Source organism: Exiguobacterium sp. s59 (assembly GCF_018617475.1).
Lineage (GTDB): Bacteria > Bacillota > Bacilli > Exiguobacteriales > Exiguobacteriaceae > Exiguobacterium > Exiguobacterium aestuarii.
The window spans coordinates 439181-453239 of record NZ_JACSKG010000001.1; the positions used below are offsets into that span (position 1 = coordinate 439181).

Below are 14059 nucleotides of genomic sequence, written 5' to 3' on the forward strand. Positions count from 1 at the left end.
ATGTTTAAATCAGTAGAAGAGTTAGTGACGATGGCAACAGAACGAGGTATCCCGATTTCTGAGGTGATGATCGAACAAGAGATGCACGTCAGACGCTCGAGCCGGGAAGACATCATCGGAATGATGGACCGTAACCTCGAGGTCATGGAAGAAGCGGTCGAACGTGCGCTTCAAGGTGTCACATCGGTGACGGGATTGACGGGGAACGATGCCGTACTCATGCAAGATTATATACGTTCAGGCAAATCACTTGCCGGAGACCTTATTTTAGATGCCGTGTCAAAAGCAATCGGGACGAACGAAGTGAACGCGGCGATGGGACGAATTTGTGCGACACCGACTGCGGGGAGTGCGGGCGTCGTGCCAGGAACGTTATTCGCGGTGAAAGATCGCCTCGAGATGGACCGCGATGCCATGATTCGCTACTTGTTCACGTCAGGAGCGTTCGGGTTTGTTGTGGCGAACAACGCTTCGATTTCAGGAGCGGCAGGGGGATGCCAGGCAGAAGTCGGTTCAGCGACCGGAATGGCAGCAGCAGCGATTGTCGAAGCGGCCGGCGGGACACCGGACCAGTCGGCTACGGCGTTTGCAATCGCCCTTAAAAACATGCTCGGCCTTGTCTGTGATCCTGTGGCAGGACTCGTTGAAGTGCCGTGTGTGAAACGGAACGCCATGGGCGGTGCTAATGCCATTGTCGCAGCGGACATGGCCCTCGCGGGAATCACATCGCGTATTCCTTGTGACGAAGTCATCTCAGCGATGCATGAAGTCGGTCAAATGATGCCGACTGCGTTGAAGGAGACGGCTAAAGGTGGATTGGCGAATACGCCGACGGCTCGTCGCCTCGAACGAAATATTTTTGGAGCGAAAGAAGATGCAAAACAATGAACGGCTGACGACTCTGAAAGGAGTCGGGCCAGAGATGGCCAAAAAACTAGAAATGATGGGACTTGTTCGAATCGAGGACGTGCTAGAGCACGTCCCGTTTCGTTATGAGAATTATAATAGTGGGACCGTAACGACCGCTGTTCACGGGGACCTCGTCAAATGGAGTGGGACGGTACAAGCAGAACCACTCGTTCGTTACTACAGTAAAGGTAAGAACCGCCTTCAGTTTAGATTATTGCTAGAAGAACGGTATGCAGTCCAAGTGACGATGTTCAATCGGGCGTTCTATAAGGATAAGTTGACGATTGGCGAAACCGTCACGGTCAAAGGGAAATGGGATATGAATCGGATGACGATCAGTGCGACCGACCTCGAATTCGGTGCACCGTCAGGCGGCCTTCAGCCCATCTATTCGTTACGAGCCGGACTCACGCAAAAAAACTTTAGTCGAATCGTCAAGTTAGCTTTCGAACAAGTGACGGACCTCCCGGAACGGGTGCCGCAGTCCATACGAGACAGGTATCGACTAGAGGACCGAATGACCATGCTTCGCGGGATGCATTTCCCGGATACGGTGGAGACATATAAGCAGGCGAGACGGAGCTACGTATACGAAGAGTGTCTCATGTATCAATTGAAATTGCAGGCGTTTCGGAAAATGGAGCGGTCAGGAAACGGTCGGGCCCTTCAACTTGATAAGCCTCAATTGAACGAATTCGTCAAACGACTCGCATTCCCATTGACGGGAGCTCAAACACGGGTCATCCGTGAAATCGTGTCCGATCTCGAAAAGCCAGAACGGATGAATCGATTGTTGCAAGGGGATGTCGGGAGCGGGAAGACCGTCGTTGCCGCGATTGCCTTGTATGCGACCGTCATGGCTGGGTATCAAGGCGCATTGATGGTACCGACCGAAATTTTAGCCGAACAGCACGCGACATCTTTACAGGAATTGTTTGAGCCGTTTGGCATCACCATCGCCCTCTTGACGAGCTCGGTGAAAGGAAAAGCCCGGGAGGCGCTTCTGACTGCGATTCGATCCGGTGATGTCGACATCATCGTCGGAACGCATGCCCTCATTCAAGGACCGGTCGAATTTTCGAATTTGCATTTGGCGATTACAGACGAACAGCATCGATTCGGTGTCGAACAACGGAAGAAACTTCGTGATAAAGCCGAATTTGCGGACGTCTTGTATATGACAGCGACCCCGATTCCGAGGACACTTGCAATCAGTGCGTTCGGAGAGATGGACGTCTCGACGATTGATGAGATGCCAAAAGGCCGAAAACCGATTGAAACATATTGGGCGAAGCAAGACCAAATCGACCGTGTTCATTCGATGGTCGATCGAGAGCTGACGCTTGGCCGTCAAGCCTATGTGATTGCACCACTCATCGAGGAGTCGGATACGCTCGAAGTCGAAAGTGCGACAGCTTTATATGAACTGTTGAAAGAACGGTTCCCAAACTATGCCGTCGGTTTGATGCACGGGAAGCTATCGAGCGCAGAAAAAGACGACGTGATGAAATCATTTGCCGACAATGCGACACAAATTCTCGTGTCGACGACGGTCGTCGAAGTCGGGGTAAACGTTCCGAACGCTTCACTCATCATTATTCATGACGCTGAGCGCTTCGGTCTCGCACAACTGCACCAGTTGCGAGGACGTGTCGGTCGTGGTGCCCATCAGTCCTTCTGCATCCTCGTCGGGGATCCGAAGTCAGATGTTGGAAAAGTTCGACTGAAAACGATGACGGAGACGAATGACGGATTCGTATTGGCGGAGAAAGATTTAGAGTTACGTGGTGCCGGTGATTTCTTTGGTACCGCCCAAAGCGGGCTGCCTAGCTTCCGGGTCGCCGATCCGGTTCTCGATTTAAAAGTGATGGAAGTAGCGATGCGTGACGCCGTGGCACTTCTCGGAAGCGATGCGTTTTGGCAGGACGCCCAATATGAAGGGTTACGTGGCTATTTGAAACAACTCGACCTCCTCGTAGGGGAAAGGTTAGAATAATACTTGAAAATGACGACTAAAGAATATATACTGCTATTAGTACCAGGTATTAAGTTCTTTAGCGATTAGTTTAGGAGGGAACTGAATGCGGGTACCTAAGAAAGAGCGGCAACGCTTGTTACAAGAAACGATTGAGCGCAATCCGTTCATCAAAGACGAGGAACTGTCAAAACAGTTTTCCGTCAGCATCCAGACGATTCGTCTCGATCGGATGGAATTAAAAATTCCAGAAGTGAGGGAACGAATCAAACATGTGGCTTCTGAACACCTCGATGAAGTCAAATCGCTTTCAATGAGCGAGGTCATCGGTGATATGATTGACTTGAAACTCGATGACTCTGCGATTTCTGTCCTCGATATCGAAAAAGAACACGTCTTTAGCCGCAATGAGATTGCTCGTGGACACGTCTTGTTCGCGCAAGCCAACTCGTTAGCGGTGGCGCTCATCAATGATGAATTGGCGTTGACCACTAAAGCGGAGATCCGATTTAGTCGCCAGGTTCATCTTGGAGAGCGAGTCGTTGCCAAGGCTCGTGTGATTAAGCTAAGAGGAGACGGAAGAACAGACGTCACAGTCGAAAGTTATGTCGGCGAGGAGCGCGTCTTTGAAGGCGACTTCACGATTTACCGACGTGGTGAGGAGGAACAAGCATGAAATTAGCAATTGATGCAATGGGTGGCGACCACGCACCGAAAGCAATCGTAGAAGGTGTGAAACGGTTCGTCGAACAATATCCGAACGAGCCGATGGAGCTCTTTTTAGTCGGTGACGAGGTGAAAATCGCCTCTTACGGACTTGACGATCCTCGTGTGACGGTCGTTCCAGCTAGTGAAATCATTACAGGAGAGGACGAGCCGGTTCGAGCGGTCCGCCGTAAAAAGGACAGTTCGCTCGTCGTAGCGGCCAATCTCGTCAAAGAAGGTAAAGCGGATGCTCTCGTGTCTGCTGGAAACACTGGCGCCTTGATGGCTGCATCTCTCTTCATCATCGGACGAATCCCAGGAATCGAGCGTCCGGCATTATCTCCGACGTTCCCTACATATACAGGTAGTGGTGTCGTCGTGTTGGATGTCGGAGCGAATCCGGATGCGAAAGCCGAACATCTTGTGGATTATGCGATCATGGGCTCACTCTATGCCGAACATGTTCGTGGCATCAAAACACCGCGTGTCGCGCTTCTCAATATCGGGACAGAAGCCGGAAAAGGAAATGCGCTCACGAAAGAAGCGTTCCCCCTCCTTGAACAGGCCCCTGTCCACTTTGTCGGGAATGTCGAAGCGCGTGAAGCGATGTCAGGAGATGTGGACGTCATCGTGACAGAAGGATTTGCCGGAAACATCTTGTTAAAAGGTGTAGAAGGATCCTCAGCAATGCTTATGAAGATGATGAAAGAACAATTCACGAGCAATCTTGTATCGAAACTTGCCGCTCTCATCTTAAAACCGAAATTAAGACGATTGAAAGAAACGCTTGATTATCGCGAACATGGGGGAGCCGGTTTATTTGGGATCAATGCGCCTGTCATCAAGGCGCACGGATCGAGTGACGCACTCGCAATGATGAGTGCGTTGAAACAGGCGAAAATCATGGTAGACCACGATGTCGTCGATAAAATCAAGCGTGCCAAAGCGATAGACTAAGCGAAAGCAGGTGAGGACATGGGGAAAGTAGCATGGGTGTTCCCGGGACAAGGCTCTCAAGCCGTCGGAATGGGACAGACATTTTTAGACCAACCTGAAACTCTTCAGGCAATCGGGCGTCGACTCGGATTTGACCTTCTTGAAGTCATGTCTGCTGGGTCGAAAGAAGACCTCCAAGAAACAGAAGTCGCACAACCGGCAATCGTGGCGCATGCCTCGTTACTGGCACAAGCCTATGCGGCAAATGGTGCGACACCAGATGTCGTCATCGGACATAGCGTAGGAGAGTATGCTGCGCTCGTCTCGGCAGGGGTCATCGATTTAGAAGAGGCGACCGTGCTCGTTCGAGAACGTGGTAATTTGATGTCTTCAGTGAAAGACGGGACGATGGCGGCAGTCGTCGGAATGACCGATCTTCAAGAAGCGCTTCATATCACTGAAAAAATTAGTGCGAGTGGGGATTTAGTACAAATCGCTAACTTGAATTGCCCTGGTCAGTTTGTCATTTCCGGGCATATCGATGCTGTCGAACAGGCAAGTGTAGAATTGAAAGCAGCCGGCGCGAAACGAGTGTTACCGTTAAACGTCTCCGGTGCGTTCCACAGTTCATATATGATGCCGGTGGCGACACGTTTCCAGGATGTCCTCGCCTCATCACCGTTCAAAGAGGCGTCTGTCGATTTCATCTCGAACGTGGATGCGGTTGTACATCGCGATCCTGAACATTTAAAAGCGTTGTTGACGAAACAACTCTATTCGTCAGTGCGTTTTGAAGAATGTGTTCGAAAAGCGATTGCAGACGGAGTGGACACGTTCATCGAGTTCGGTCCATCGTCACCCCTTTCAGGGTTGATTAAACGAATCGATTCGAACGTTTCGATTCAAAAGGCGACCACGCTTGAAGAAGTCGCCTCGTTAGGAGGAGAAGTTCGTGCATGATCAAGTAGCGATCGTGACTGGTGCGTCCCGTGGAATCGGTGCGGCCATCGCGAAACGTTTAGGGGAAGACGGCTTCCGTGTCGTCGTGAACTACTCGGGTAGTGAAGAGAAGGCAAACGCCGTCGTGGCAGCCATCACCGAAGCAGGCGGAGAAGCCATTGCTGTGAAGGCAGATGTCTCAAACGCAGACGACGTCAAAGCACTCGTCAAGACGGCAGTCGATACGTATGGACGCGTCGATTGTCTTGTGAACAATGCAGGGATTACACGTGATGGGTTACTCATGCGTATGAAAGAGGCAGATTTCAATGACGTCTTATCGACGAATTTGAAAGGGGCATTCCTCACATCGCAAGCGGTGACACGTCCGTTGCTCAAATCAAAATCAGGGCGTATCATCAATATCGCCTCGGTCGTCGGCATCACTGGGAACGCAGGACAAGCAAACTATGCGGCCGCAAAAGCAGGGTTGATTGGATTGACAAAATCTGTGGCACGCGAACTCGCAAGTCGTCATGTGACGGTCAATGCCGTTTGTCCTGGTTTCATTCAAACCGACATGACCGATGCCTTGACAGATGCGCAGCGAGACGCTACACTCGAGCAAATTCCGTTCAACCGTTTCGGACAAGTGGAAGATGTAGCGAACCTCGTCTCATTTTTGGCGTCTGAACAGGCTGCTTACGTGACTGGCCAGACGATTGCCGTCGATGGCGGCATGACGATGGCATAAAAGAGAACTTTACCAATAGACAGACATTTAATATACTTACCTTTGGAGGGATTTTATCATGACAAAAGAACAAATTTTAGTAGACGTACAAGAAGCAGTAGCAGAGAAACTCGGAAAAGACGTTTCTGAGATCACGGCAGAGAAATCGTTCAAGGACGACCTTGGCGCTGACTCGCTTGAAGTAATGGAAATGGTGATGGACCTCGAAGACAAATTCGACATCACGATTGAAGACGAAGACGCTGAGAAACTTGCAACTGTTGGCGACGTAGTCGCATACATCGAAACAAAAGTGTAATCAAGCCATCCCACCGCTCGGTCCCGAGTGGTGGGCTTGTGCTTATTCATGGAGGGAATTATGACAAAAGAAAAACGGCGGTTTGACCGTCAAGGATCGGCGCAACGGCGTCGACGTCAGGAAATGGAACGAGCACGCATCTTAGAGTTATTCAAGTCATTAGAAGAGCGTTTAGACGTTCAGTTTTCAAATCACGACTTGCTCATGCAGGCGTTCACGCATTCATCTTATGTGAATGAGCAGCGTGGGTTGCGAAAAGACAATGAACGCTTAGAGTTTTTAGGGGATGCCGTATTAGAATTGACCGTATCCCGGTTCCTATATGAGACTTATCCGGAGCGCTCCGAGGGGGAATTAACAAAGTTACGGGCGGCGATTGTTTGTGAACCGTCACTCGTGAATTTTGCGGAGGCCTATGCCTTCTCTGACTTCATCTTGCTTGGAAAAGGTGAAGAGTTGACTGGTGGACGAAAACGTCCGGCATTACTTGCCGATGTCTTCGAATCCTATATCGGTGCTCTTTATTTAGACCAAGGGATTGAGGCAGTCGAACGATTCCTCGCCGAAGCGGTTTTTCCGAAAGTCTTAGCCGGAGTATTTGAAGAACAGACTGATTTCAAGAGCCAGTTGCAGGAAAGCGTGCAACGTGAAGGGTTAGGTCCGGTCACTTATGAGATCATCGAAGAGCGCGGACCGGCACATAGCCGAGAATTTGTGGCTCATGCACGTCTCAGCGACGATATTGTCGGTGAAGGGGTCGGGCGTTCTAAAAAAGAAGCGGAACAATTGGCAGCGAAAGAAGCGCTCATCGCTTTTAATCGGCGATACGCAGATTTATAAACAAAAGGAGTGGACCATTCACCATGGTTCCACTCCTTTTTCATGTCAATTGACCGAGCTCTTCGACGATTCCGTCGACTTCTGATAAAGAGAGGGAAGAACGTGTCATCACGTACTCATAAATCTCTTTCACCGCTGATGGGTCAGCCTCATTATATTCTTCCGCTTTGATCGCACCGCGGTTAATAATGTTCATCTTATCCAAAATCGCTTCAATCATCTGTTCATTCGTCATCTGTATTCCCCTTTCTACAGTTCTTTTAAGAATAGCATGATTCTGGCATTTTGACGAACTGTTAACTGTGGTAAAATATACAGATGAATGCTTACTGCGGATAGGATGGTCACGATGCACTTAAAACGAATCGAACTCGCTGGCTTTAAATCATTTGCCAAGCGAATTGAATTAGATTTCCGTCCCGGCGTCACGGCTGTAGTAGGGCCGAACGGGAGCGGGAAATCCAATATATCGGACGCTGTTCGCTGGGTACTTGGAGAACAGTCGGCCAAATCACTGCGCGGTGCCAAGATGGAAGATGTCATCTTTGCCGGAAGTGAAGGTGAGAATCACCGAAACGTCGCCGAGGTCACACTCGTCCTCGATAATCGCGACGAACAGTTACGTCTCCCTTATGAAGAAGTGAGTGTGACCCGTCGCGTGACCCGGAGTGGGGACAGCGACTATTTTATGAATAAAAAACCATGTCGTCTAAAAGACGTGATTGATTTATTTTTAGACACAGGTCTTTCCCGCGATGCATTCGCTATCATCGGGCAAGGGCGGGTCGAACAAGTCATTTCCGGGAAACCGGAAGATCGCCGGGCCGTCATCGAAGAGGCGGCGGGAGTCCTCAAGTATCGCCAGCGTAAAAAACAGGCTGAGCGTAAATTACAAGATACGGAGTTGAACTTATCTCGTGTCGACGACATCTTATTTGAGTTGGCTGACCGGGTAGAGCCCCTTCGCGAACAAGCAGCGCTTGCTCGGGAGTATAAAGTGGCAAAAGCCCGTCATGACGAGCTTGAAACGGGTATCATGGGTGCCGAAATTCAAATGCTTCAACAAGAAATCGAGCAGGTGACGGTACGTCACACAGAATCCATTCAGCAATTGTCTAACTCCGACCGTTCGGTACAGAACCTTACCGAAGAACGTAGTCAACTCGAGGCGACACTTTCGACACTTCGTGACGAGTTGGCTGAATTGAATCAAAAGGAGCGCGAACAGTCGACGTATGTCGAGCGTTTGACGGGTGACATCAAGCTCGCAAAAGCCCAAGAAGAGCACGGTGCCGAGATGAAAGACCGTCTCTTGCGTCAACGTGAAGAAGTAAAAACTGAGATGGCAGAGCTTGAGACACGGTTGCAGACCGTTCGTGATGAATTGTCTCAAAAAGTAGATACGTTGCGCCAAACGACTGAGGCGAGAGATGCGCTTCAACAACAGTTGACAGCCGCATCGCGTGATTTCAATTCTGAAATCGAAGCGTTACAAAGTGAAGCGTTCGAACTCGCGACCACGCGAGCGACAATCAGTAACCAACAAAAGCGGGAACAACGGGATATCGATGTCGCCATCGAGTCGAAAGAACGACTTCTTCGTGAGAATAAACATCGTCTCGATGACCGTTCTTCACAAGAAGCGACACTGTTAGCGGCGCAAAAACAGTACGAAGAGGTACAAAGTCGTTTTGAACAATTGACTGATAAAGAGGCGGAACTTCACGATCAAGAAACGACGATCCGTGAGAAATTAACGCGGGCGGAGACGTCTTACTATGATCTCGAGCGTCGTCGTCAAAAAACAGAAGATCGGATCGAAATGCTCGAACGGATGAAGCAATCGTATGAAGGTTATTTCCATGCGGTCAAGTTCGTGTTGAAAAATCGTTCTGCAGGTGTGCTCGGTGCCGTCGCTGAACTCATTCGTGTTCGTCCTTCGTATGAAGCAGCGATCGAAACAGCTCTCGGTCAGACGCAGCAACATGTCGTCGTCACAGACGAGACAGTCGGTCGCCGTGAAATCGATCAATTGCGAAAAGCGAACGCGGGTCGTGCGACATTCTTGCCGCTGACGACGATCAAGCCGAGATTCGTACCGACCGAAGTGATGCATCGCCTCGAATCGATGAATGGGTTTGTCGGTGTGGCGTCCGATTTGGTCGAGACGGACGAATCGTTTGAGACGTTAAAACAATCACTCCTCGGTGCGGTGCTCGTCGCGGAGACGTTAGAAGTCGCGAACCGAATGGCACAGTCGACCGGATATCGTTTCCGCGTCGTCACACTCGAGGGAGACATCGTGAACGTCGGCGGTTCGATGACAGGTGGTAGTCGTAAGCAAGGTGTGGCTTTGTTTACACAATCGCGTGAACTAGATGACTTGAAACAAGGATTGACACAAGGTCTTGCCATGCTCCATGAGCAAAAGCAACGTCTTCAAGAGTATACGGAAGCATTGACAACGATTACTCAAGCACTATCGACACTTCGAGACGAAAAACGTACCGTCGAAGTCACGCTTCGAGAGGTCGAGGCTACTTACCGCACTGCTGAACGTGCCTCACTCGATGCCAAATCACAACTTGAACTGTTCGATCACGAGATGATGCGCTATGAACGGACGATTGAGACGTCGACAGCCGAGCTCGAAAGATTGACGAAAGCCTTGGCAGATACGGACAAAGAGCAAGCGGATATTCGTGTCCGTCTAGAATCGCTCCGTGCCGAACAGTCAAAAAGTGCCGAGAGTACGGGGCAACTCGAAACGGCGCTTCGCCAAAACGAACTCGACCTGCAACGCCATACGCTCGAAGAAGAACGTGTTCGATATGAATTGGAGCGCTTGACGACTGAACTTAATCGTCTACAGGAACGAAACAATCAGATGGAGCGTGAACTCACGCGCCTCGATAGTGGAGAAGTCGTTTCATCTGCTGAATTAGAAGCGACGCTTACCACGGCCAAGCTCGAATTCAACGAGATTCAAGAGTCGCTACAAGCAATGGCAACAACGCTCAAGTCGAATGAAGAAGCGTACCGGATCATGCGTCAGCGTGTCGACCAGGCGACGGAAGCGCGACGACAGGCAGAAGCGGTCGTCCGAAAACTAGAGACGGCGAAGCAAGAGTTCGAATTGAAGCGACAATGGAAGCTCGATGCGTTAGAAGAACAGGGTCTTGTCGCAGAACTCTTACCAGCGCTCGAGATTCCTCTTGATGAAGCGAAAGAAGAGTTTAAATTGCTCGTTCGTCAAATTGAGGAAATCGGACCGGTCAATCTGAATGCAATCGAAGAGTTTGATAGCGTTCACGAACGCTTTACGTTCTTGTCTGAACAGCGAGATGACTTGGTCAGTGCAAAAGAAGATTTGTATGAGATCATCGCCGAGATGGACCGTGAAGTGACACGTCTCTTTAAAGAAACGTATACGAACGTACGGGCACACTTTAAACAGACGTTCACCGAGTTATTCGGTGGAGGTGAGGCCGACTTAAAACTTGTTGATGAATCGGACTTGCTGAACACAGGAATCGAGATCGTTGCCAAACCGCCTGGCAAAAAGCTACAGACGCTCAGTCTATTGTCTGGTGGAGAACGCGCACTCACAGCGATCGCCTTATTGTTTGCGATACTGAAGACGCGTCCGGTACCGTTCTGTGTCCTCGATGAGGTCGAGGCGGCTCTTGATGAGGCGAACGTACACCGGTTCGGGGAATATATTCGCACGCTATCGATTGACACGCAGTTTGTCATCATTACGCACCGAAAAGGCACGATGGAAGCGGCGGACACGCTTTATGGCGTCACGATGCAACAGAACGGGGTGTCCGAAGTGTTATCGGTCGAACTGTCTGAAGCAAAACGTGTCGTAGAAATGGATGAAGAGATGGAGGAATCACGTTGAGTTTTTTCAAGAAATTAAAAGAGAAATTAACGACATCTACCCAAGAGGTGTCACAAAAGTTTACAGACGGGTTGACGAAGACACGTGACGGGTTTGCGAGTGCCGTCAACGACCTCGTCTATCGTTTCCGCGAGGTGGATGAGGACTTCTTCGATGAACTCGAAGATTTGCTCATCCAAGCGGATGTCGGCGTCACGACGACGATGGATCTTGTCGAAGATTTGAAAGAAGAAGTGAAACGCCGCAACTTAAAAGACCCGGTCGCAGTTCGGGATGCACTCGTTGAAGTAGTAGCGAAACGCCTCCAAGAAGACGAATCAGACCGCGAACTGAATATGCAAGATGGACTTACGGTCATCTTGTTTGTCGGTGTGAACGGGGTCGGGAAGACGACGACAATCGGAAAACTGGCGCATCAATTGAAGTCGGAAGGTCGTAACGTCATGCTCGCGGCAGGGGATACGTTCCGTGCAGGGGCAATCGAACAACTCCAAGTTTGGGGAGAGCGTGTCGGCGTTCCTGTTATCCGTCAAACGGAAGGATCAGATCCGGCTGCTGTCGTATACGATGCCGTCCAATCCGCGAAGTCGCGTAACATGGACGTCCTCATCTGTGACACGGCGGGACGTCTTCAAAATAAAGTGAATCTAATGAAAGAACTCGAAAAAGTGAAGCGTGTCATCGAACGAGAAGTTCCGAACGGTCCGCATGAGGTCTTGCTCGCATTAGATGCAACGACAGGACAAAACGCCATGATTCAAGCTAAAGCGTTCAAAGAAGCGACGAACGTGAGCGGAATCGTCTTGACGAAGCTCGACGGGACGGCTAAAGGTGGGATTGTGCTCGCGATTCGAAATGAACTCGACATCCCGGTCAAATATGTCGGTCTTGGTGAAAAGATGGACGATTTACAAGAGTTCGATCCAGAACAGTTCGTCCTAGGGTTATTCGGGGACGTTTTCGAAGAGAAGTCAGAAGACGACTCGACTGAAAAAGAGGACACAAACAAAGACCTCGCCTAAGTTTTGCTGTTAAGAAAAAAACTTGACAAGTACTAGGCACGGCTGTACTATAGGTAGTTGTAAAGGGATTTCACTTAACATGTGGAGGTGAAAGGTTTGACGCTCGAAAAAACGAATCGCATGAACTATCTCATCGATTTCTATCAAGCGCTCCTCACACCGAAACAGCGCAACTATATGTCTCTTTATTACCTAGATGACTACTCGCTCGGAGAGATAGCGGAAGAGTTTGAAGTCAGCCGTCAAGCGGTCTACGATAACATAAAGCGTACAGAAACGATGCTTGAACAGTACGAGGAAAAGCTCGCTCTATTCGAAAAATTCGAACAGCGTCAGCAACTTCTTCAGACCCTCAAACGTCAAGTCGAGCTCACGGATGACGTGAATGCCACGATTTCTGCGCTTGAGAATTTAGAGTAGGGGGCTGGAGCATGGCATTTGAAGGATTATCAGAACGGTTGCAAGCGACGCTTTCAAAGATGCGTGGTAAAGGGAAAATCTCGGAGACTGATGTCAAAGAGATGATGCGTGAGGTTCGCCTCGCCTTACTAGAAGCCGACGTCAACTTTAAAGTGGTCAAGCAATTCGTCAATGACGTGAAAGAGCGTGCGGTTGGTCAGGATGTCATGAAATCATTGACGCCAGGTCAACAAGTTGTCAAAATCGTTCACGAAGAGTTGACGAATTTGATGGGAAGCGATGTCGTCCCGATCTCATTTAGTCAGAAACCACCGACAGTCGTCATGATGGTCGGGCTACAAGGGGCAGGTAAGACGACAACGACCGGGAAGCTAGCGAACTTGATTCGTAAAAAGCATAACCGCAGTCCACTTCTCGTCGCGGCGGATATTTATCGTCCGGCGGCAATCAAGCAGCTCGAGACACTCGGGAAACAACTTGATTTACCGGTCTTCTCACTTGGCGATCAAGTGAAGCCGGAAGAGATTGTGACGAAAGCACTCGAGTACGCAAAAACAAATCATCACGATTTCGTGTTGATCGATACGGCGGGTCGCCTTCATATCGACGAGACGCTCATGGGTGAGCTCGAAAATGTGAAGACGATTGCCAAACCAAATGAGATCTTCCTTGTCGTCGACTCGATGACAGGTCAAGATGCGGTCAATGTGGCCGACAGTTTCAATGAGAAACTCGGAATCACCGGGGTCGTGCTCACAAAGCTCGACGGAGATACACGAGGCGGGGCAGCCCTTTCGATCAAGGCAGTCACGGGAGCGCCGATTAAGTTCGTCGGTCTCGGAGAAAAGTTGGATGCCCTCGAACCATTCCATCCAGAGCGCATGGCGTCACGGATTCTTGGAATGGGGGACGTGCTCTCGCTCATTGAAAAAGCCGAGACACAAATGGACCAAGACGCAGCGAGAGAGCTAGAAAGCAAAATTCGCGACGCGTCATTCACGTTCGATGATTTCATTGAACAGTTGGGTCAAGTGAAAAACATGGGCCCGATTGATGAATTACTTTCGATGTTACCTGGTGCAGGTAAGATGAAAGGGTTGAAGAACGTCCAAATCGACGAGAAACAACTCGATCACGTCGAAGCGATTATTCGTTCGATGACGAAACATGAGCGTTCCAACCCGGAAGTGCTCAATGCGAGTCGTCGGAAACGGATCGCAAAAGGGAGCGGTCGCTCGATTCAAGAAGTGAACCGTCTCATCAAACAGTTCGATGACATGAAGAAGCTGATGAAGCAAATGTCAGGACAAATGAAAGGGAAGAAAAAGGGCTTAGGTCTTCCGTTCTTCTAACA

At 49.9% G+C, this 14059-nt stretch carries 13 protein-coding genes; 12 read left to right on the forward strand and 1 reads right to left on the reverse strand.

Annotated elements, in window-relative coordinates:
- From sdaAA to rnc, 8 genes are all read left to right on the forward strand, one after another.
- Complete coding sequence (gene sdaAA / locus KNO91_RS02265) at positions 1-888, forward strand: L-serine ammonia-lyase, iron-sulfur-dependent, subunit alpha (RefSeq protein ID WP_214788900.1); 888 nt, start codon at positions 1-3, stop codon at positions 886-888.
- Positions 875-2905: an ATP-dependent DNA helicase RecG gene (gene recG / locus KNO91_RS02270; RefSeq protein WP_214816091.1), complete on the forward strand. Its 2031-nt coding sequence runs from the start codon at positions 875-877 to the stop codon at positions 2903-2905. Before sdaAA ends, recG begins: the two co-directional genes overlap by 14 nt.
- An 85-nt stretch (positions 2906-2990) precedes the next feature.
- Complete coding sequence (gene fapR, locus KNO91_RS02275) at positions 2991-3560, forward strand: transcription factor FapR (RefSeq protein ID WP_214788894.1); 570 nt, start codon at positions 2991-2993, stop codon at positions 3558-3560.
- Positions 3557-4546 (forward strand): phosphate acyltransferase PlsX, encoded by a 990-nt coding sequence (gene plsX / locus KNO91_RS02280; RefSeq protein ID WP_214788891.1) that lies wholly within the window; start codon positions 3557-3559, stop codon positions 4544-4546. The genes fapR and plsX overlap by 4 nt, the downstream gene beginning before the upstream one ends.
- An 18-nt stretch (positions 4547-4564) precedes the next feature.
- Positions 4565-5485, forward strand: coding sequence for an ACP S-malonyltransferase (fabD, locus tag KNO91_RS02285; RefSeq protein WP_214794124.1), 921 nt, complete (start codon positions 4565-4567; stop codon positions 5483-5485).
- Positions 5478-6218, forward strand: coding sequence for a 3-oxoacyl-[acyl-carrier-protein] reductase (gene fabG, locus KNO91_RS02290; RefSeq protein ID WP_214788886.1), 741 nt, complete (start codon positions 5478-5480; stop codon positions 6216-6218). Before fabD ends, fabG begins: the two co-directional genes overlap by 8 nt.
- A gap of 58 nt (positions 6219-6276) precedes the next feature.
- Positions 6277-6516, forward strand: coding sequence for an acyl carrier protein (gene acpP, locus KNO91_RS02295; protein ID WP_214788883.1), 240 nt, complete (start codon positions 6277-6279; stop codon positions 6514-6516).
- 123 nt (positions 6517-6639) lie between these two features.
- Positions 6640-7356 (forward strand): ribonuclease III, encoded by a 717-nt coding sequence (rnc, locus tag KNO91_RS02300; RefSeq protein ID WP_214693956.1) that lies wholly within the window; start codon positions 6640-6642, stop codon positions 7354-7356.
- 40 nt (positions 7357-7396) lie between these two features.
- Here rnc and KNO91_RS02305 read toward each other — a convergent pair whose 3' ends face one another.
- On the reverse strand, positions 7397-7591 hold the full coding sequence (locus KNO91_RS02305) for a DUF1128 family protein (protein ID WP_214788880.1): 195 nt from the start codon (positions 7589-7591) through the stop codon (positions 7397-7399).
- Positions 7592-7705: 114 nt separating this feature from the next.
- Here KNO91_RS02305 and smc point away from each other — a divergent pair, with 114 nt between their 5' ends.
- The 4 genes from smc to ffh all read left to right on the forward strand — a co-directional run bounded on the left by smc (position 7706) and on the right by ffh (position 14057).
- Entirely contained in the window at positions 7706-11263 is a 3558-nt protein-coding gene (gene smc, locus KNO91_RS02310; RefSeq protein WP_214815897.1) for a chromosome segregation protein SMC, read from the forward strand.
- Entirely contained in the window at positions 11260-12285 is a 1026-nt protein-coding gene (ftsY, locus tag KNO91_RS02315) for a signal recognition particle-docking protein FtsY (RefSeq protein WP_214788874.1), read from the forward strand. Before smc ends, ftsY begins: the two co-directional genes overlap by 4 nt.
- A gap of 96 nt (positions 12286-12381) precedes the next feature.
- Positions 12382-12705: a putative DNA-binding protein gene (locus KNO91_RS02320; RefSeq protein WP_214702252.1), complete on the forward strand. Its 324-nt coding sequence runs from the start codon at positions 12382-12384 to the stop codon at positions 12703-12705.
- An 11-nt stretch (positions 12706-12716) separates the two neighbouring features.
- A complete protein-coding gene (gene ffh / locus KNO91_RS02325) occupies positions 12717-14057 on the forward strand; it encodes a signal recognition particle protein (RefSeq protein WP_214788871.1) in 1341 nt (446 codons plus the stop codon).
- Positions 14058-14059: the final 2 nt, after the last annotated feature.